This is a genomic window from uncultured Caldilinea sp., from assembly GCF_937128415.1.
GTDB lineage: Bacteria > Chloroflexota > Anaerolineae > Caldilineales > Caldilineaceae > Caldilinea.
The window spans coordinates 134,128-154,518 of the sequence record NZ_CAKZMJ010000067.1; the positions used below are offsets into that span (position 1 = coordinate 134,128).

Here is a 20,391-nt window from a genome sequence, read left to right on the forward strand (position 1 = left end):
CGCTGAGCCTTGACAGCGCCTCCGTTCCGTACTATGCTGTCAACAATGCAGTCGCAGGTCATTTGTTCAATATCGTTCATATGAACAAAAAAGGATCGCTGCTGTGACCGACGCCGCTCTCCTCTACAAAATTGCCAAGGCTTATTACGAAGATGGCCTGACGCAAGACCAGATCGGCAAGCGCTTTGGACTCTCGCGCATCAAAGTGTCGCGGCTGCTGCAGCAGGCGCGGCAGAGCCGGGTCGTGCAGATCACGATCACGCCTCCGCCTGACTCTTTTGGTGATCTGGAGCGCGAGCTGGAGGCCGCCTATGGCCTCGACGAGGTGATCGTCGTCTCGACGCCGGGCTACGCGCAGAGCGAGGTCGTCCCACGCCTCGGCGTGGCCGGGGCCGCCTATCTGGCGCGCATTCTGGGAGACCAGCAGGTGCTCGACCTGAGCTGGGGCACGACGCTCCTGGCCCTGATCGATGCCCTGGCCCCACAGAATCTGCCGGACCTGCGCGTGGTGCAGATGTTGGGCGGCCTGGGCCGGCTGGAGTCCGAAACCTACGGCGCCGACCTGACCATCCGCATGGCGCAGACGCTCGGCGCGCGCATGCGCCTGCTGCCTGCGCCCGGCATCGTCTCCAGCAAAATTGTGCGCGATGCGCTGTTGGAGGACGCCAACATCGCCGAGACGCTGGCGCTGGCTGCGCGCGCCGACCTCGCCGTCGTGGGCATCGGCGCGCCTGCGCCCGGCTCCGTGGTGATGCAGACGGGCATCCTCAGCGAGCAGGAGCTGGCGGAGCTGAAGGCGATGGGTGCAGTGGGCGACATTGCGCTGCGCTTCTTTGACGAGAACGGCCAACCCGTCGACCACCCCATCAACGACCGCATCATCGGCCTGGACCTGGAGCAGATCAAGCGCATTCCGCGCGTGGTGGGCGTGGCCGGCGGCGAGGGCAAGTACGACGTCATCCGCGGCGCCGTGCGCGGCCACCTGGTCAACGTGCTGATCACCGACGAGATCACCGCCGCACGACTGCTGGAGGAAAAAGAGCCGGCGCCAGCGCTCCAACTTCAAGCATAAGAGCCAACCGGAGGTCGGCGGTGTCTTCCCTCACCCTCGCCAACGTTTTGCCGCGCCTGGCCGACTCTGTAGCCAACCTGGGATGGACCCAGATCACCGACCGGAACCATCCGGACTACGGCGCGCTGGTCAACCCGGAGTACGACCTGCCCGACGTCCACTCCGCCGTCGAGTTTGTGGTGAGCGGCGCCTATCTCGCCCTCGCAGATCCGACCAGCCAGGAGCATCTGGCGCGGGCGACGGCTGCGGCTGCGTTTATTAACCGCGTGCAACGAGAGAGCGGGCTCATCGACCTTCTCTCGGTCAACTATGACTCCGCCCCGGACGCCAGCTTCGCCGTTCAAAAGCTGTGCACTGTGGTGGAGCTCGCCCGCACTTTCGGAGTGCAAAGCTCAGCCTGGAGCGAGCTGCTCCAGATGCTAGAGACTTTCATCCGCCGCGCCGTGGGAGGCATCGTCACCGGCGGCTTTCATACGCCCAACCATCGCTGGGTGATGGTCTCGGCGCTGGTTCAGGCCAAAGCCCTTTATCCGGACCTGGACGTGAAGGCCGCCGTGGAGGCCTATCTGGCCGAAGGCATCGACATCGACCCGGAGGGCGCCTTCATCGAACGCAGCGTAGGCGTGTACGATGCGATCGTCGACCGCTCCCTGCTTTTCATCGCCGAGCACTGGGATGCGCCCGCAGCCCTGGAGGCGGCGATCCGCAACCTGACCTTTGACCTGTATCTGCTTCACGCCGACGGGACGGCGGAGACCGGCCTCTCTCGCCGTCAGGATTACGGGACGCGGGATGTCCCGCTTGGCCTCGCCTCCTGTTACCTGCTCGCCCACCGCATGCATCCCCGGCCAGAATTCGTGGAGGCCGCCCAATTTCTCTGGAGCCAAACGGAGGCGCAAGGCGCCCATTGCGCCGGTCACCTGCCCTGGCTGACCTACGCCCTGCTCAAAGGCGGCGACCCGCCCGCCGCAGCGGGCCGCATCCCAGAGGATTACGTCCATCTCTATCCGCTCAACGGTCTCTGGCGGGTGCGCCGGGGCTTGCTCAGCGCCACGCTGTTCCGGGACGCCACCCGGCTGTTGAGCGTCACCTACGGCGCCGCCGAGTTGAGCAGCGTCAAGATCAGCTTCACCTACTTCGGCGGTCTCACCGGGCGCTTCATCGGCGACAGCCTCATCGTTGACCCGCAGGGCGCAACTTTGCGCTCCGAAGGGCGCCGCAATCCTCGCCGCCCCGGCTACGAGCTGCCGCTGGGGCGACCGGTTCCTCCCGAACGCTGGGAGGAGACGCTCCATGAACGACCCTTGCGCCGCCTTCCCCCGATCACCAGCACCCTGCGCGTCACCGAAGTCCACGACCGCAACGGCTACGGCTTTGACCTGCACTTGGTGACGCTCGGCGGGCTGGACGGCGTCGCCGCCCAGATCGCCTTTGACTTTGCTCCCGGCGGCGTCTGGGAGAGTGCGGATGCTCGCTTTCGGCCTTGTGCGGGCCAGGTCCTCTTCCTCAAACAAAACGGTGCGACTATGCGCTATGGGAACGACGTCATTTCCCTGGCGCCGGGCGCCTACGCACACGGCATGTGGCGCATGCGAGAAGCCGAACCGGCGCCCGAACACGTGCGCGTGTTGATGACTTTTCGGACGCCGGTGAATCACCTGGTTCATCTGCGCGCTTATCGAGGGCTTCATCCCTAACGCCTCCCGCACATCAAGACAAAAGGCATCCCAAACCCTGACTACATCCGGCGCAGCGCCTTTGCACACGCCGCCCCGCCGGAACCTGGCGGCGTCCTCTTGCAACCTCTAGCGTCTTGATCCTTAATCCAGAGAACAAATGAACAAAAATGAACACTTGACATTTGCACATCTTCGTGCTATTGTAATTCTGGTCATATGTTCAGTATCGTTCATATGAACAAACCAAAAGGATCACCGCAGAAATAAGCAATTTTCCTGAAAAATTCAACACCGAAGGCGATGGACCTGGGTTCATCGCTTCACTTTGCGCCCGCCAGCGCCGAACGTCCACTGACGGTCGCATCCAACCGATCTTTGCCAAACAAACGATCTGGCGCCGGTCGAGAGCGACTCGATGACCGCGCCCAAGGCAGAAGGACTCGACTTCATGCAACTCTTCGATCACCTCAAACAACGTCAGGCGGAAGGCCGCCCTATTCGCGTCGGTTTGGTCGGCTGTGGTCAGGAAGGGTCGGGCATGGTGCACGTCACGCACCAGATGGCGGGGCTGGAGACCTTCGTCATCGCCGACATCGACTTGGCGCGCCCCCTTCAGGTGCTGCAGAGGCTGGGCGTGCCGGAATCGTCCATTTGCGTCACCGATCGGGTCGGCGCGGCGGAGGACGCGCTGCGCCGCGGCCGCTACGTCGTCACGCAAGACGCTTTGCTCTTGCCTCAACTGGAGAGCCTTGACGCCGTGGTGGAGGCGACCGGCGTGGCCGACGTCGGCGCGCAGGTGGCCTGGCACAGCATTCTGCACAAAAAACACGTGGTCATGCTCAACGTCGAGACCGACGTGACGGTCGGCCTGATTCTGAGCCGGCTCGCAGAGCAGATGGGGTGCGTCTACACTGCTTCCACCGGCGACGAGCCAGGCGCATGCAAGCAACTCTACGACTTCGCGGCCTCGCTCGGCTTCGAGGTCATCTGCCTGGGCAAGGGCAAAAACAACCCCATCGATCACTACGCCACGCCGGAAAGCTGCGCAGAGGAGGCCCGGCGCAAGAAGATGAACCCCAAGATGCTGGCGGCCTTCAAAGACGGCACGAAAACGATGGTTGAGCTGGCGGCCATAGCGAACGCAACGGGCCTTGTTCCCGACGTGCCGGGGGCGCATGGCGCCGCCGTGGATGTGCCCAATCTCAACAAAGTGCTGGTTCCGCAGGAGGACGGCGGCATCCTGAGCCGCCGCGGCTGCGTGGACTATTCGACCGGCAAGGTGGCGCCCGGCGTCTTCGCCGTCATCACCACGCCGGATCCCCATATTCGCGGCGACCTTCAGTTCTATTCGATGGGCGACGGCCCCTATTACACGCTCTATCGTCCCTATCACCTCTGCAGCATCGAGACGCCGCAGGCGGTGGCGGAGGCGGTGATCTACGGCGAGGCGGTCTTGAAGCCGCAGCGCATGGTGGCGGAGGTGGTGAGCGTGGCCAAGCGCGACCTCAAGGCCGGCGAGGTCGTCGGCGGCATCGGCAGCGCCGACTTCTTCGGTCGCATCTACACGCGCGAAGAAGCGCTGGCGCTGCGCGGCGTTCCCATGGGCCTGACGCCGGGCGGCCGCGTCACCCGGGATGTCGCCAAGGGCGAATTGCTGACGCAGGAGAACTTCGCCCCAGACGCCGATGCATTGATCTACACGCTGCGACAGATGCAGGAGCGACTGTTATGAAAGCGGTTGTTGTGCGAGCGCCCATGGCGTTCGACGTGGAGGAGGTCCCTGCGCCAGAGGCGCCGGCGGGAGGGTTGCTGCTCGAAGTCAAGGCGTGCGGGCTATGCGGCTCCGATCTGCGCACGCTGCGCAGCGGCCATCGCAAGGTGACCTTCCCGTGGACGATCGGCCATGAGATCTGCGGCGTCGTGGCGGAGACCGGGCCGGGCTACAGCGGCCCCTGGCGCCGTGGGGAGTTGGTCAGCATGGGGCCGGTGGTCTACTGCGGTCAGTGCGATTTCTGTCGCGACGGTCGCTTCGAGCTTTGTGAGAACTATCGAGAGATCGCCCAGGCGTGGCCGGGCGGCTTCGCCGAGCAGATGGCCGTGCCGGCGGAGGCGGTGCGGCTGGGCGTAATCGAGTCGGTGCCGCCGGACGTCGAGCCGGCGCACGCCGCCGTCGCCGAACCGATCTCCTCCTGTCTGAACGCCCAGGAGAAGGGAGCGGTGGGACTGGGCGACGTCGTGATGATCATCGGCGCCGGCCCGATCGGTTGCATCCACGCGGCGCTGGCGCGACTGCGAGGGGCGGAGAAAGTCTTTATCGCCGACGTCAACGCAGAGCGGCTGAAGCTGACCGAGCCCTTCGCGCCGGACGCCGTCCTCGACGCGTCGCAGGTTGATCTCGTCGCCGAAGTGCGGCGGCTGACGGGCGGCAAAGGCGCTGATATCATCGTCACCGCCACGCCGGCGCCGGTCGCCGTGGTGCAGGCGGTGGAGATGGCGCGCAAAGGCGGACGCATCCTGCTCTTTGGCGGGCTGCCCAAGGACGACAGCAAGCCAGGCGTCGACATGAACCTCGTGCACTACAACGCCCTGCACCTGATCGGAACGACCATCTTTGCGCCGCGCCACTACCGACTGGCCGTCCACCTGGTGGCCTCGGGCCGCATTGCGGCGGACAAGCTAATTACCCATCGCTTCCCCTTGCAAGAATTCGTGCGCGGCGCAACGATGGCGCTGGAAGGCAAAGTGTTGAAGGCGGTGTTCGAGCCATGAGACCTGCCATGGCGCTGCATTCATCGTCTACGAAAGATGTTTATGAAAGACCGGAAATGAGGTGAATCCCATGCAAAACGCAAAACCTACGCTCGGCGTCATCGTCGGCAACCGCAACTTCTTTGCGGATTCTCTGGTCGCCGATGGCCGCAAGAAAATTCTGGACAAGCTGGCGGAATTCGGCGTCGACGTCGTGATCGTCGACGAGCAGACCACCAAGCTTGGCGCCGTGGAGACGTGGGCGGACGCGCAAAAATGCGCCGACCTCTTCAAGCGCAACCGCGACCGCATCGATGGCATCCTGGTGACGTTGCCCAACTTCGGCGACGAAAAGGGCATCGCCGACGCCATCCATCTCTCCGGGTTGAATGTGCCTGTGCTGGTGCACGCCTTCCCCGACACCACCAGCGAGCTGACCGTGGCCGGCCGTCGCGACGCCTTCTGCGGCAAGTTCTCGGTCACCAACAATCTCTACCAGTACGGCATCAAGTTCAGCCTCACCCAGAACCACACCGTCGACCCGGACAAGGAGGAGTTCAAACAGGAGATCGACCGCTTTGTGCGCCTCTGCCGCACGGTGCGCGGCATGCGTTCGGCGCGGTTGGGAGCAGTCGGTGCGCGGCCCAACGCCTTCCAGACCGTGCGCTTCAGTGAGAAACTCTTCCAGGCGTATGGAATCAACGTCTCCACGATGGATCTTTCGGAGGCGATCGGCAAGGCGCAGAAGCTGGAGAATTCGCACCCGCGCGTCAGAAGCAAAGTCGATGAGATCAAGAGCTATGCAGTCAACCGCGGCGCGCCGGAGGAGAAGCTGGCGCTGATGGCCAAACTGGCGATCGTGCTCGACGACTGGATGGACGCCAACTCGATCGACGCCACGGCGATCCAGTGCTGGGACTCGATCCAGCAGAACTACGGCGTCAACGTCTGCACGGTGATGAGCATGATGAGCGAACGGCTGATGCCGAGCGCGTGCGAAGTGGACATCGCCGGAACGGCTTCGATGTATGCGCTGACGCTGGCCGCCGGCATGCCCGCCGCCTTGGTGGACTGGAACAACAACTACAACGATGAACCGAACAAATGCCTCTATTTCCACTGCGGCAACTGGGCGAAGAGCCTGGTCTCGGAGATCGAGCTGATCTCCGCCGAGGTGCTCGGCGCCACATTGGGGCCGGAGAACACCTGGGGCGCCATCCAGGGGCGCACGCCGCCGGGGCCGCTCACCTTCGCGCGCATCGACACCGACGACCGCCGCGGCGTCATCCACACCTACGTCGGCGAAGGACGCTTCACCGACGACCCGCTCTCCACTATTTCCGGCTCGCACGCCGTGGTGGAGGTGCCGGACCTGCAGCGGCTCCTGCGCACCATCTGCCGGCATGGCTTCGCCCACCATGCAGCGATGACGCGGTCGCATGTGGCCGACGTGCTGGCGGAGGCGTTCGAGACCTACCTGGGATGGGAAGTTTATCATCATCAATGAAGGGCGCTGTGTGAGGATAGAAAGGAGAAGCGCGGATGGAGTGACGGAAACTGCACGGAACAACTTTTGCACTTTATGATCGGTGGATTTTGAACTTTTTCAGGAGGCAACCATGACTTCCAACAACCTGAGCCGACGCGACTTTCTGCGCATCAGCGCCCTGACCGCCGTCGGCCTCACCCTGGCGGGGTGCCCCGCGCCAGCCGCTGCGCCGGCGCCGGCGGCGCAGGCGCCTGCGGCGTCGGCGCCGGAAGCAGCCGCCGTCACCCTGGACGTGATGTCGCTGGCCGAGTACGAGGCGCCCTATCGCGAGATCTGGAACTATTTCCAGTCGAAAAATCCCGGCATCAAGATCAATGTCTTCTCGATCAACGAAGATACGGCCGCTGCGCATGAAGCCAAGGTGGCGGGCGGCTATCTGCCGGCGATCGAGCTGACGCAGGAGATGCAGATCTTCTTCGACAAGAGCAACTATGAGATGGCGGTCAACCTTGGCGAGATCCCCTTCGAGTGGTGGGACCGTTGGGAGTTTGACGTCAAGAATATGTGGTCCGACCTGCACAAGCTGCCGGGGCCGCGCTCGCTGGATTTCTTCCAGGGCTTTGTGATGACCTGGCAGTACAACAAAGAGCTGATGGACAAGGCCGGGCTGGATCCGCAGCGCGACGTCAAAACCTGGGATGACCTCAAGAAATGGCTGGACGCCGGCACCGAGTGGGCCGCCAAGACCGAGGGCGTGGACTGGTTCTGGAACCAGGCCTGGCACAACTGGATCTTTGGCCTCAACTATTCCGACGCGATTCCGCTGGCCTTCGCCGACGGCCAGCGCGACCGGCAGCGCGATTGCTGGCTGGGCAAGGCCAAATTCAACGCCGAGGATTCACCCTATCGCCACTTCTACGAGTTCTTCAAAGAGGCCAACGACCGGGGCTGGATCCCGCCGAGCATGTGGACGCGACAGTGGGAAGGCGATATGGAAGCCTCCTACATCGCTGGCAAGTCGGTGATGATGTTGCACGGCCCCTGGGTGTGGGACAAGGCCTTGGCCGCCGGTTCGGACTTTGCCGTGAGAAACATGCAGGCCGGCCTGCCGGCGACGCCGCCGGCCGAAGGTCAGGGCGTGTGGATGCAGAGTGCGTTGCCGCCGAACATCGACAACCAGTGGTTCATTCGCGCCGGCAACGAGAAGACGCCCTACTGGGATCAGCTTGTCTACGCCTGGAACTGGTTCTTCAGCCCCGAGGCGGTGCCGATGCGCGCCCAGGCCGAAGGACGCGTGCCGCTCTATAAGCTCGACGAGCCGCTCGACCTGCAAGGGCCGCAATATCAGCAGGTGTTGAAAGAGATCGAAGAGCCGGGCGGAAAATGGGAGAACGTCAAGTTCGAGCAGAGCCTGACCGGCAACATCGTGGCCGGCCCCTATCGCAAGAAGGGCTCGCGCGGCGTGTGGGACTGGGAGTCCAACGGCAACAACGAGGTCTTTGCACAATTGCTGACGGGAAGAATCACCGTGCAGGAAGCGCTGGACATCGCCCAGCGCAACTGGGAGGAGAGCTACGAAGGCTTGCCGGAAGCTTAAGAGCGCCTTGCTGCGCGTTGTGCGACGCGCAACGCGCAGCAAGGCAATCCATTGAGGTGATTCGGAACGAAAAGATAAAGGCCATGCAACGCGCCGAGCAGCTAAGCCGTCTTCTCGGCGAGCAATAGCGTTCAGGAGAAACAGTCGGCGATGACATCGACACAGATCACCCAGAAGGAACGCCTGGAAGGGAAAACCGCCCGTAGGAGCGGCGCGCTGGCGCGGCGGCGCATCCTGCGCGACTGGCTCTTTATCCTGCCCCAGTTCTTGCTCTTTGTCCTGTTGACGATCGTGCCGTTCATCGTCGCCATCCCGATCCTCTTCACCGACATGGCGTCGTTCACCGACCCCACCGTGGCGCCAGTGGGCATGCGCAACTTCACCGCACTCTTCACCGATCCGAGCGTCCAGGCCGACTATTTCCCGGCGCTGCGTCGCACGCTGATCTTCGTCGTGCTCAACTACATGACCGTCTACCTCTTTGGCCTGACGCTGGCGCTGCTGATGTTCGAGGTCGGCTTTCGCGGGGGATTTTTCACGATCATCTATCTGCCGCTGATGGTTTCGGGCCTCGCCGTCGGCTACATGGCGGTGATGCTTTTCTCCCGCGAGACCGGCACGGCCAACTTGCTGTTGCGCCAGCTCGGGCTGATCCAGAACCCGATCGACATCTATTCACCCGAAGGCACTGCCTTCATCCTGCCGCTGCTGGTGGGATGGCGTTATGCAGGCTACAATATGGCGATCTTCCTCTCCGGCCTGCTTTCAATTCCCAACGAGACCATTGAGGCGTCCATCGTGGACGGCGCCAACTACTGGCAGCGGCTGTGGAAAGTCTACTTTCCTCAAATGTGGCCTTCGTTCATTTTGGCGACGACAATGTGTCTGATCGGCTCGTTCGCCGTCTTCGACGAGCTGGTGGCGATGGGCGCGCTCTACGTGAACCCGGAAGCCAAGCTGCTCAGCATTCTCTTCTTCACCTATGGCTTTCAGGTCAATCGTCTGGCGATGGGCATGACGCTGGCCGTGATCACCTTTGTGCCGCTGGTGATTTTAGGCGTCTTCCTGCAGCGGCTGCAGCGAAAACTGCAATATTGAAAAGGACTTGGGAGATGACCGCAACTTCAGAAATCCGGACTCCACCGGTGCAACGCAGACGAGGCCTGGGCATGGCGGGCCGGCGACGCCTGCTGCGCATCTTTGCGCTGACGGTGATGCTGATCTATTCGGCGCTGACGCTCTTCCCCTTTTACGCGCTCTTCGTGCGCTCCTTCGTCAGCACGCGAGACGCCGCCCAGCTCCACCTCTGGATTCCCGAAGCCGCCGAGGTGAGCATGGATATGCAGGTCGGCAACCTGGGGGTCTTTTACAACCTGGACATGGCGGTGCTCAAGGACGCCCTCGGCATCCCTCAGGAAGAGTTCCTGATGGCGCGCACGACCCTGCGCCAGATTTCTGAAAGATACAACATCCCCGAAGAACGCATCCAGAACTTCTTTGAGGGCTTTTACACCTTCAACGGCTGGCGCACGCTGCTCACCGGCAGCCTCTACGGAACGACCTTCTGGGCGGCGCTGGGACGCACGCTGCTGATCACGGCCATCAGCCTGACGCTGGTAATCATCCTTTCCATCTTCACCGGCTATGGACTTTCCGGCCTGCGTCGCCGCGACCAGATGCTTGTCTACAACATCTATCTGCTCCAGATGGTGATCCCGGCCATGTTGATCCTGCTGCCGCAATTCTTGATCTTCCAGTGGTTCTTCCGCCTCTTTCCCGGCTATAGCGAGCCGGGGCCGGTGCGCTGGGTGTTGCAGTGGCTCGCCATTATCCTGATCAACATTAAAGGGACGGCGCTTTCCACCATGATCTTCACGTCGGCCATCTCGGCGGTGCCAAAAGAGCTGGAAGATTCCGCCTCCATCGATGGTGCATCGAGCTGGCAGTACGTGCGCTACATTTTGCTGCCGCTGCTCAAGGTGCCGATCGTGAGCGTCATCGTCATCATGTTGCCGCTGATTTACAACCAGTTCCTGGAGCCTTACGTCTATCTCGATCCGTCCAACACGACCCTGCTTCCCTTCACGCAGAGCGCGGTGGGGCAATTCTCGACGAACTTCCAGCTCATCTATTCCGCAATCCTGGCCTCGATCGTGCCGTTGGTGTTGGTCTATCTGTTGTTCCGCCGCTTCTTCGTCGAAGGCGTCATGGCAGGCGCCATCAAAGGATGAAATCGCCATGACCAGTAGCCTGCGCCTGCCGCCGGTCTTTCAACCCATCACCTATCGGGCCTTTCAAGCCGGCGCCGATCGCGTCGTCAACGCCATCCGCCCCACCCTGGGGCCGCTCCCGCGCATCGTGGCACTGCAACGTCCCCTCGATAGCCGCGGGCCAGAGCTGCTCGACAGCGGCGGCGTGATCGCCAAACGCATCATCCAGCTTCCGGACTATCGGGTCGACGTCGGCGCTATGTTCGTGCGCGACATGCTCTGGCGACTGCAAGAGCAGGAAGGCGACGGCACCGCCACCGCAGCAGTGCTCTTTCAGGCGGCCTTCAACGAAGGCGTGCGCATGGTGAACGCCGGCCTCAACGCCCGCCTGCTGCAAGGCTATTTGGAAGAAGGGGTTGAGGTCATCATCGGCGAGCTGCGGAGGCAGACCACGCCGGTCGCCGGCCCCGCTGCGCTGGCGCAGGTGGCGTACACCGTCTGCCACGATCAGGAGCTGAGCGAGCTGCTGGGCGAGATTTTCGACACCATCGGCGGCTACGGTCGCCTGGAGATCCGCGAGGGCGCCGGCCGAACGCTGCAGCGCGAGTACGTGGAGGGCATCTACTGGGAGCGCGGCCTCTTCTCGCGGCAGATGATCGCCGACTGGACGCGCGTGCGCAGCGAGCTGGAGGAGGCCGCCATTGTCTTCAGCGATCTGCACATCCATCAACCCCAGGAGCTTTTGCCCGTGCTCATCACGGCGGTTCAGGCCGGGTGCAGGCGCCTGCTGTTGATCGCCGATGAACTCTCGGACAGCGCCCTCTCCCTCCTCCTCGCCAACAACAAGCCCGACCATATGCAGATTCTGGCAGTCAAGACGCCGGGATACGGCCAGGAGCAGCAAGCCGACTTTTTGAAAGATGCAGCCGTGCTCTGCGGCGGTCGCCCCTTTCTTCGCTCCGCCGGCGACCGATTTACTTCAATCCGGCCAGAGGACTTTGGCCATGCGCGGCGCGTCTGGGCCGACCTGCGCAACTTCGGCGTCATAGGCGGTCGGGGCGAGCCGCGTGCGCTGCGCAGCCACGTGGCTTCCTTGCGCAAACTTCACGCCGAAACCACCGACCTCGTGCTGCGCGGCAAGCTCCAGGAGCGCATCAGTCGCCTGCTAGGCGGTTCGGCGACTTTACGCGTGGGCGGCGTCAATGTGCGCGAGATCGAGGAGCGCAAAGCGCTGGCGGAACGCACCGCAGCCGCCGTGCGCGGCGCGCTGCAGGAGGGCGTCGCCCCCGGCGGCGGAGCGGCGCTGCTGGCGTGTCGGCCCGCCTTGCAACGCTGCCTGGATGCAGCCGGCGAACCCGAGCAGCGCGCGGCCTATCGCATCCTTTACAACGCGCTCGGCGAGCCCTTGCGCACCATCGCAGCCAACGCCGGCCGCGAACCGGCCAGAATTCTCGCCGAGCTTCAGGAAGCCGGACCGCAACACGCTTTCGACGTGTTCGCGGGGCGTCTCGTCGCCACATCCACAGGGGCGCTCAACGATCCGGCCAACGTCATCAAGGCTGCTGCGTATGCGGGATTGTCAAGCGCAGCGCTGGCGTTGACGATCGACGTGTTGGTGCATCGAACCGAGCAACCATCGCACGCCCTGCCGCCGTCGCCTGGAAAGCGGAAACAGCTATGAATCTGTCTACGGTGACTATGGCGACCCACCTGATCATGACCGACCTGCAATCCATCCATGCGCTGGCGGCGTCGCCAACCTTCGCACAGGATGGATTCTGTTGCGCCGCCGGCGCCGGCGGCCTCCGCATCTCCTGCGACGGGGGACGAAGCTGGCGCGACGCCTATGCCTCGCTTGGATTGACGAGCCCACTGACTACGACGGCGGTGGCCTTTTCCCCGGACTTTGTCCACGACCGCACCCTGTTCGCCGGCGTCCCCGGCGGCGTGCTGCGCTCGCATGACGCCGGCGCCGCCTGGCATGTCGCCGCTCTTTCGTCGCCGCCCCCCTTCGTGACGACGCTGGCGGTCTCACCGCACTACGCAGAGGATGGTCTGCTCTTCGCCGGCGCAATGGAGGACGGCGTCTTTCGCTCGTGGGACCGAGGCGCAGGCTGGGCGGCGTGGAATTTCGGCCTGCTCGATCTTGCGGTGTACGCGCTGGCCGTCTCGCCCGCCTTTGCGCGCGACGAGACCCTCTACGTGGGCGTCGAGAGCGGCGTTTTCCGCAGCAGCAACGGCGGCCGCGCCTGGCGAGAGACCACCTTTCCGATGGAATGTGGACCGGTGCTAAGCCTGGCGATCTCCCCTAATTTCGCAGCCGATGGAACATTGTTCGCCGGCACGGAGGCCAACGGGTTGTGGATGTCGGTGGATCGCGGCGCGACCTGGCGCGCCGCGTCAGGATGGGAGACGCCAAGCCCGATCAATGCCCTCATTCTGGGGCCAACCTTTCCACGGCAGCCGTCGATCCTGGCGGTCACCGACGCAGCGCTCTGTCTGTCGCACGACGGTGGCGCATCCTGGCAGGTGCAGCGCAGCGCCGAACTGACGGGCGTCACCTGCGCCGTTGCGCCCTCCGGTCTCCGGCCCGGCGCCCAGGTCATTCTCGGAACCAACGACGGCCGCGTCCTTTTGTGCACAGCATGAAATTGGCTCGCAGCAGGGTTTGCTTTCTGTCAGGATGTCGACGCTCGCCCAAAACGGCGGCTGCAAAAGCAAAGGATGGAAAAAAATGAATCGATTCAAATACAGCTATTTTCAGCTTACGTTTGGTCAGGAAGAAGCCTACTTGCATCCTGAACGAAGCTACGAGCGGCTCCAGCGCTTCGGCTATGACGCCATCGAGATCGCGCCTCCTAAAGGGCGCTACGGTTTGGGCGTCAAGATGGAGCACTCCGTCGAGACCCACCGAAGGCTCAAGGCGGAGTTCGGCCTGGCGGTCTCCTGCGTCAACGAATGTTGGGGCGAAATGTGGGACCCCTATTCACCCACCTTTAAAACCCTCACCGAGCAGAAGACCGCCGATCTGGCGGTTGCGGAGACCCGCAGCACCATCGACTTCGCCGCCGAGCTAGGTGCGCCCTGCGTGACCATCGCCGTGGCCATCCATGCGCCGATCACGGCAGACAACGTTGCAGAGTGCACGGCCATCGCCGTCGATGCGCTGCGGCGCATGGCGGACTATGCGCGCACGCGCGACGTGCGGCTGGTCTTCGAGGCGACCAACCACCTGGAGATGGGCAAATTCGTCAACACAGCGGCCAATCACAAGCGCATGATCGAGCTGACCGGCTGCGATAACATCGGCATTCAGCTTGACTGGTTCCACGTCAATCTCGAAGAACTCGATCCCTACGAGGCGGTGATGGATGCCCAGCCGTTGCTCTGGCATTTGCACTTCCGCGACTCCAACTCCTTGACGCCAGGTTATGGCAAGACCGACTTCAAGGCGGTGATGCGCGCGCTCAAAAAGACAGGCTACAGCGGCTATTGCACCATCGAGAGTGCGCCGATGATCCCCGATCCAGACACTGCGGCGCGCGACGGCATCGACTATTTGAAATTCATGGAGCGGATCGCCGAATACCAACTCAGCCCGGAATTTCCCAACGGCTACGCACTTCCAAAGAGATAGAAGATTGTAGAAGCGAGGTTGCTATGGCTGACTATCTGCTTGGCATCGACTATGGCACCGGCGGCGCCAAGGCATGCATCATCGACGCGCAGGGGCAGGTGTTGGGCTTTGACTTCAAGGAGCACCCGTTCTTCCACGACAAACCAGGCTGGTCGGAACATGATCCGCTGCGCTATTGGAGCGTCGCCTGCGAGATGATTCAGTCCTGTCTGGCGCAGGCGCGCGTGGATGCGAAGGAGATTCGCGGGGTGGCGGTCTCGTCGGCGCTGCCCTCGATGGTGATGGTCGATCGAGCGCACAGGCCGATCCATCGCGCCTACAATCTGATGGACCGTCGCGCTGTGGAACAGGTGCGCTGGCTCAAGGAACACATCGGCGAAGAGCGCATCTTGAAGTTAACGGGCAACCGCATCGAGGATCACCCGACCCTCGTCAACCTGTTGTGGGAAAAGCAGAATCGACCGGACAGCTACGCCCGCATCTGGAAGGCGCTGACCATTGACGGTTTCATTACGCTCAAATTGACCGGCAAGCCGGTCGCCAACTACGGCGCAGCCGCCTTCTACGGCGTGGCCTACGATCTGCTAGGCGAGCGCTTCGATGAGCAGATGCTGGCCGAAATCGGCGTGGACCCGGCCATTCTGCCGCCCTTGGCGCGCTGTGAGGAGATCATCGGCGAGGTGACGTCGGAAGCCGCCGCCGCCACCGGGCTGGCGGCGGGCACGCCCGTGGCCGTCGGACAGGTGGACTTCAACGCCAGCTGCATCGCCGCCGGCGTCACCGAAGAGGGCGACATCATGAGCAATCTCGGCACGGTGGGCAACTTCGGCGTCATCCACAAGAGTCGGGAGTTCAACTTTTCCGAGGTCGGTCTGTCGATGATCAACCTCGCCTTCACCATCGACTCGGCCAACACCTACATCACCATCCCCTCGACGACGACAGGCGGCCAATCGATCCGCTACCTGCGCGACCAGTTCTCCCAGTACGAGGTCGAGGTCGAGCGCGTGTTGGGAACCAGCTCCTATGACCTGCTCAACCTGCAGGCGGAGAAAGCGCCGCCCGGCAGCGACGGGCTGATCATCCTGCCCTATCTGATGGGCGAGCGCACGCCAATCTGGGACGCGCAGGCGCGCGGGGTCGTCTTCGGGCTGTCGCTGCACCACACCAAGGGGCACCTGGTGCGCGCCATGATGGAGGCGGTCGCCTACGCCCTCTACGACTCCTATCAGTTGATCCTGAAATCCGGCCTGCGCATCAACTACCCGCTCATTCTGAACGAGGGCGGCGCCGTGAGCAAGCTCTGGCGACAGATCATCACCGACGTCTTCAACACGCCAACCGTGCTGGTCAAACGGCGCACCGGCGCGCCTTTCGGCGACGCCATCCTCGCCGGCGTGGCGACCGGCGTCTTTCCCGATTTCGGCGTGGCGAAGCAGTGGGCCGAGTACGTGGCGCGTATGGAGCCAAACCCGGAAAACCACGCCCGCTATATGGAGTACTTCGGACTATATAAGCAGCTCTACGCACACGTCAAGGAAGATTTTGTCGAGCTGGCGCGCATTCGCGGCAAGTATCAGGAATAGAACGCGGATGACGCGGATTCAGCGGATAGACGCAGATTTTCCTGATCCGCGCCTACTCGTCCGAATCCGTTCAATCCGCGTTCCATCAGGAGTGAATTCATGGCGCACGTCGGGGCGAAGCAGATATGCGGATTGGGGTGGCTCAGAATCAAAAAGCACCCGCGTAAATCCGTCCGAATCCGTTCAATCCGCGTTCCATCAGGAGTGCATTCATGGCGCACGTCGGGGCGAAGCAAATTCTCAGCGAGGCGCAGCGGGAAGGCTATGGCGTCCCATGCCTGCTGGCAGGCAATCTGGAGATGCTGATCGGCGTCGTGCAGGCCGCCGAAGCGTGCAACGCGCCCTTGATCCTGGCTTACAACGCGCAGGTGACGCCGCAGATTCCCTTGCCTCTGATCGCCCCGGCGATGGTGAAGGCGGCGGAAGGCGCACGGGTTCCGATCGCCACTATCCTCGACCACGGCGCAGACCTGGCAAGCATCGAGCAGGCGATCGCGTGCGGCCTATCGACCGTCATGTACGATGGCTCTGCGCTCCCTTTCGAGGAGAACGTGCGCAGGACGCAGGAAGTCGTGCGCATCGCCCATGCCCACGGCGTGGACGTCGAGGGCGAGCTGGGCGCCGTTGGCGGCTCGTCGATCGAGCTGGGCTACAGCCAGGCGCGCAGCGAATTCACCGACCCCGATCAGGCGGTCGAGTTTGTAGCGCGCACCGGCGTCGATGTGCTGGCGATCTCCTTTGGCAACCTGCATGGCCTCTACGATGGCGCGCCCGATCTCGACCTGGCGCGTGTGCGAGCGATTGCCGGGCGCGTGACCACGCCGCTTGCAATGCACGGCGCATCCGGCCTGCCCGGCAGCGCCTACGCCGCCGTGATTGCAGCAGGGATCAGCAAGATCAACTACTACACGGCGATGGCGCGGGCGGTCACCCATAGCCTGCGCCAGGCGCTGGCGACCGCCGGGGAGACCGATCTGGTCTACCATCGCGTGATTGCGTGGACGACCGGACAGTTCGCCAGCGAGACGCGCCGGCTGCTCCATCTGCTGAGGCAGTCACTTGAAACATCTACTTGATGTGGCAACCCAACTGATGGCCGGCGTGCTGATCTCCATCACGCCGATCATTGCGCTCTATATCTTCTTGCAGCGCTACATGGTCGCCGGTCTGACAGCTGGCGCCCTCAAGGAGTAGCAAGGCATTCTTGTGAAGGGCTTTGTCCGAACACATGGATGAACCGCTTCAACGCAGACGCCCTGCTTCTTGCGGTGAAATCATCTCTCTGAACGAACGAACGAACGAAAGGGGAACGCCGGTGAACGACACCATCCATCCGTGGCGAGCAGTCGAATTGACCTTCACCTCCGAGCGCGTGTACACCAATCCCTACACCGACGTGGAGGTCTTCGTCCACTTTCACCATGAGAGCGGCGTCGAGCTGGTGCGCCCCGCTTTCTGGGACGGCGGCGGCGTGTGGAAGGTGCGTTTCGCTTCGCCGCTGACCGGCGGACGCTGGACATGGCGCAGCGCCAGCGCGCCGCGCGATCCTGGGCTGGATGGACAGCAGGGAACGTTGCGCGTCGAACCCGTCCTCCCTGCCGATCGCTTCGAGCGCCACGGCTTCTGGCGCATCCCACCCGGTCATCGCAACCTGCGTCACGCCGACGGCAAGCCCGCGCTCCTGGTCGCCGACACTGCCTGGGCGCTGCCCTGGCGCGCCACGCATGAACAGTGCGCAATCTACGCCCGACATCGCCAGGCGCAGGGCTTCAACGCAGTGCTGTTGATGTCCGTCCAGCCCGACCGTCGCGCTCGCGGCCCGCGCAGTCGAACCGAACCTGACGGGTTCGACGTCGGCTTCGAGGATTTGCCGGAAGGGCGCATCAACCAGATGAACGTCGCCTACTTCCAATACCTGGACGGCCTGGCCGAAATCCTGCGTCGCCATGAGATCGTTCCGGTCTGGAATCCGGTCTTTCACGGCTATGGCTGGAAAGGGTTGGACACGGCCGGACCGGTCATTCCTCCCGTCGAATACGCCCGCTATTGTCGCTATCTGGTGGCGCGCTATGGCGCCCAACCCGCCATCTGGCTGGTCTCGGCGGACGGCGACGGCTTGGCGCCTGGCGTGGATCCCGGCGGCTGGGAGATCGAACGCTGGGACGCCTACCAGCATCCCACCGGCATCCACTATGCGCCGCACCAGGACCCCTGGGCCTATCAAGATCGCCCCTGGCTCGATTTTCAGTGGTGTCAGACCGGCCACAACGGCGAGCATGTCCCGCAGCGCGTGGCCATGATGTGGGAAAAACGGCCGGTCAAGGCCATCGCCAACGGCGAACCGACCTATGAGCACATCGGCGAAGTCGGTCGCGCCGCCGGCTGGTGGCAGGGACACGAGGCGTGGAGCAACCTGACCGCCGGCGGCGTCATGGGCGTGGTCTACGGCGCAGGCAGCCTGTGGCAGTGGCGCCTCGATCCGGAGGAGAAGCATGAGGCCTGGTGCATGGCGCCGCATGCAGGCTGGCGCGAGGCGCTGCACTTCGAGGGCGCCAACTACGTCGGCGTGATCTCGCGCATTTTCGACGGCTTGCCCTTCGACGGCATGACGCCGGACTATCGACACGCCTATGGTCGCGCCAGCCTGATCGTCCCCGGGGAACTTTTCGTAGTCTATCTGCCCAATGGCGGGCCTTTGCGGCTCGTGCCGACCCGCCGCGACGCCATCCCCAGACGCTATCGCGTGATCGACCCCACCAACGGCGCCGTCGTAGCCGACGGCGAAGGCGACGACTGGATTCAGACGGAAGCCGGCGTCCCCCGTCTGGTCATTTTCACCGATTTCGATTCGGGAGCGTTCAATGACTGAAGCAAATCTTTCCATCGAACAATGGGGCATGTTTGAGCTTGCACTCAACGGCCCCGCCGAAGGCAATCCATTTCAGGAGGTGCGCTTCTCCGCGCACTTTTCCTACAAACATCGCACCATCGAAGTGGATGGTTTCTACGACGGCGACGGCGTCCACCGCGTGCGCTTCATGCCGGATGTGCAAGGAGAATGGCGCTATCGCACGCAGAGCAACGTCGCCGGGCTGGACGGCAAGGAAGGAGGGTTTCTCTGCGTCGCGCCGCGGCCTGGCAATCACGGACCGGTGCGCGTCGCCCACACCTATCACTTCGCCTATGCCGATGGAACGCCCTACAAACAGATTGGGACGACCTGTTACGTTTGGAACCTCCAGGGCGCAACGCTGGAGGCGCAGACGCTGGCGACGCTGGCGCAGTCGCCTTTCAACAAGATTCGCTTCTGCGTCTTTCCCAAACATTATCGTTACAACGAAAACGAACCGGAGCGCTATCCCTTCCCCTGTCTGTCCAAGGGCGGCAGCCGTTGGATGGGCAGCCACGCCGTCGATGTCAGAGAAGGCTGGCGCTTCGATTTCGAGCGCTTCGACCCTGCCTATTTTCAGCATCTCGACCGCTGCGTCGCCCGGCTATGCGAACTAGGCGTCGAAGCCGACATCATTCTGTTCCATCCTTACGACCGCTGGGGCTTCGCCACCATGACCCCAGAGCAGGACGAGCGCTACCTCCGCTACGTGGTGGCGCGGCTGGCGGCCTATCGCAACGTCTGGTGGTCGATGGCGAACGAATACGACCTGATAACGAACAAGTCAATGGCCGACTGGGACCGTTTCTTCCGCATCGTGCAGGAGAGCGATCCCTACCAGCATCTACGCTCGATCCATAACTGCCATGACTTCTACGACCACAGCAAACCGTGGGTAACCCATCAGAGCATTCAACACTCGGACCTTGCGCGCGTCGGTCTCTGGCGCAGCCAGGTGCGAAAACCGGTGGTGGTCGATGAATGCTGTTACGAAGGCAACATCCCGATGACGTGGGGCAACATCTCGGCGCGGGAAATGGTGCATCGCTTCTGGCTGGGAACTGCGCACGGCGGCTACGTAGGTCACGGCGAGACCTATCTCCACCCACAGGACATCCTGTGGTGGTCGAAAGGCGGGGTCTTGCACGGCGAAAGCCCGCCGCGGCTGGCCTTCCTGCGACGGCTGCTTGAGGAAGGGCCGACGACCGGCCTCGACCCCGTCGAAGGCGTCGTGCGCGGCCTGCCTTGCGCGGGCAAGCCGCACGAGTTCTATCTGATTTACACAGGCGTCGCTCAACCCGCCTTGCTCGAAATCAGCCTTCCGGCCGAGGAGCGCTATCGCGCCGAGGTAATCGACGTCTGGAACATGACGGTGACGCCTGGAGCAATCTACAGCGGGCGGGTGGACATTCCGATGCCAGGCAAGGACTATCAGGCGCTCGTGCTGAGGCGAGTCATGGAATAAAACAGTGCAGGGTGGAAG

Annotated in this window: 15 protein-coding genes; all 15 read left to right on the forward strand. The window is 63.1% G+C overall.

What is annotated here, in order from left to right; all coding sequences use genetic code 11:
• Window positions 1-103 precede the first annotated feature (103 nt).
• The 15 genes from Q0367_RS12135 (at window position 104) to Q0367_RS12205 (ending at window position 20,373) form a co-directional block, all read left to right on the forward strand.
• A complete protein-coding gene (locus Q0367_RS12135; RefSeq protein ID WP_298982512.1) occupies window positions 104-1,072 on the forward strand; it encodes a sugar-binding transcriptional regulator in 969 nt (322 codons plus the stop codon).
• 20 nt (window positions 1,073-1,092) lie between these two features.
• On the forward strand, window positions 1,093-2,769 hold the full coding sequence (locus Q0367_RS12140; protein WP_298982514.1) for a hypothetical protein: 1,677 nt from the start codon (window positions 1,093-1,095) through the stop codon (window positions 2,767-2,769).
• Window positions 2,770-3,166: 397 nt separating this feature from the next.
• The gene (locus Q0367_RS12145) at window positions 3,167-4,483 is read left to right on the forward strand and encodes an NAD(P)H-dependent oxidoreductase (protein WP_297640632.1); all 1,317 of its coding nucleotides are present in this window, start codon (window positions 3,167-3,169) and stop codon (window positions 4,481-4,483) included.
• Entirely contained in the window at window positions 4,480-5,520 is a 1,041-nt protein-coding gene (locus tag Q0367_RS12150) for an alcohol dehydrogenase catalytic domain-containing protein (RefSeq protein ID WP_298982516.1), read from the forward strand. Before Q0367_RS12145 ends, Q0367_RS12150 begins: the two co-directional genes overlap by 4 nt.
• A gap of 70 nt (window positions 5,521-5,590) precedes the next feature.
• Window positions 5,591-7,006 (forward strand): L-fucose/L-arabinose isomerase family protein, encoded by a 1,416-nt coding sequence (locus Q0367_RS12155; protein WP_298982518.1) that lies wholly within the window; start codon window positions 5,591-5,593, stop codon window positions 7,004-7,006.
• A 112-nt stretch (window positions 7,007-7,118) separates the two neighbouring features.
• Entirely contained in the window at window positions 7,119-8,585 is a 1,467-nt protein-coding gene (locus Q0367_RS12160; RefSeq protein WP_298982521.1) for an ABC transporter substrate-binding protein, read from the forward strand.
• A gap of 150 nt (window positions 8,586-8,735) precedes the next feature.
• Window positions 8,736-9,683, forward strand: a complete 948-nt coding sequence (locus Q0367_RS12165) for a carbohydrate ABC transporter permease (RefSeq protein WP_298982523.1) — start codon at window positions 8,736-8,738, stop codon at window positions 9,681-9,683.
• Between the two features lie 14 nt (window positions 9,684-9,697).
• The gene (locus Q0367_RS12170; protein ID WP_297640623.1) at window positions 9,698-10,816 is read left to right on the forward strand and encodes a carbohydrate ABC transporter permease; all 1,119 of its coding nucleotides are present in this window, start codon (window positions 9,698-9,700) and stop codon (window positions 10,814-10,816) included.
• Window positions 10,817-10,823: 7 nt separating this feature from the next.
• Window positions 10,824-12,476, forward strand: coding sequence for a TCP-1/cpn60 chaperonin family protein (locus Q0367_RS12175; RefSeq protein ID WP_298982525.1), 1,653 nt, complete (start codon window positions 10,824-10,826; stop codon window positions 12,474-12,476).
• The gene (locus tag Q0367_RS12180) at window positions 12,473-13,444 is read left to right on the forward strand and encodes a hypothetical protein (protein ID WP_297640621.1); all 972 of its coding nucleotides are present in this window, start codon (window positions 12,473-12,475) and stop codon (window positions 13,442-13,444) included. Before Q0367_RS12175 ends, Q0367_RS12180 begins: the two co-directional genes overlap by 4 nt.
• A gap of 85 nt (window positions 13,445-13,529) precedes the next feature.
• Window positions 13,530-14,432 (forward strand): sugar phosphate isomerase/epimerase, encoded by a 903-nt coding sequence (locus Q0367_RS12185; protein ID WP_298982526.1) that lies wholly within the window; start codon window positions 13,530-13,532, stop codon window positions 14,430-14,432.
• 23 nt (window positions 14,433-14,455) lie between these two features.
• Window positions 14,456-16,018 carry an FGGY-family carbohydrate kinase gene (locus tag Q0367_RS12190; RefSeq protein WP_298982528.1) on the forward strand — a complete coding sequence of 521 codons (1,563 nt, stop codon included), beginning with the start codon at window positions 14,456-14,458 and terminating at the stop codon, window positions 16,016-16,018.
• Between the two features lie 212 nt (window positions 16,019-16,230).
• Window positions 16,231-17,094 (forward strand): class II fructose-bisphosphate aldolase, encoded by an 864-nt coding sequence (locus Q0367_RS12195; protein WP_298982530.1) that lies wholly within the window; start codon window positions 16,231-16,233, stop codon window positions 17,092-17,094.
• 239 nt (window positions 17,095-17,333) lie between these two features.
• Window positions 17,334-18,887, forward strand: a complete 1,554-nt coding sequence (locus tag Q0367_RS12200) for a DUF4038 domain-containing protein (RefSeq protein WP_298982532.1) — start codon at window positions 17,334-17,336, stop codon at window positions 18,885-18,887.
• Complete coding sequence (locus tag Q0367_RS12205; RefSeq protein WP_298982535.1) at window positions 18,880-20,373, forward strand: DUF5060 domain-containing protein; 1,494 nt, start codon at window positions 18,880-18,882, stop codon at window positions 20,371-20,373. Before Q0367_RS12200 ends, Q0367_RS12205 begins: the two co-directional genes overlap by 8 nt.
• Window positions 20,374-20,391 lie beyond the last annotated feature (18 nt).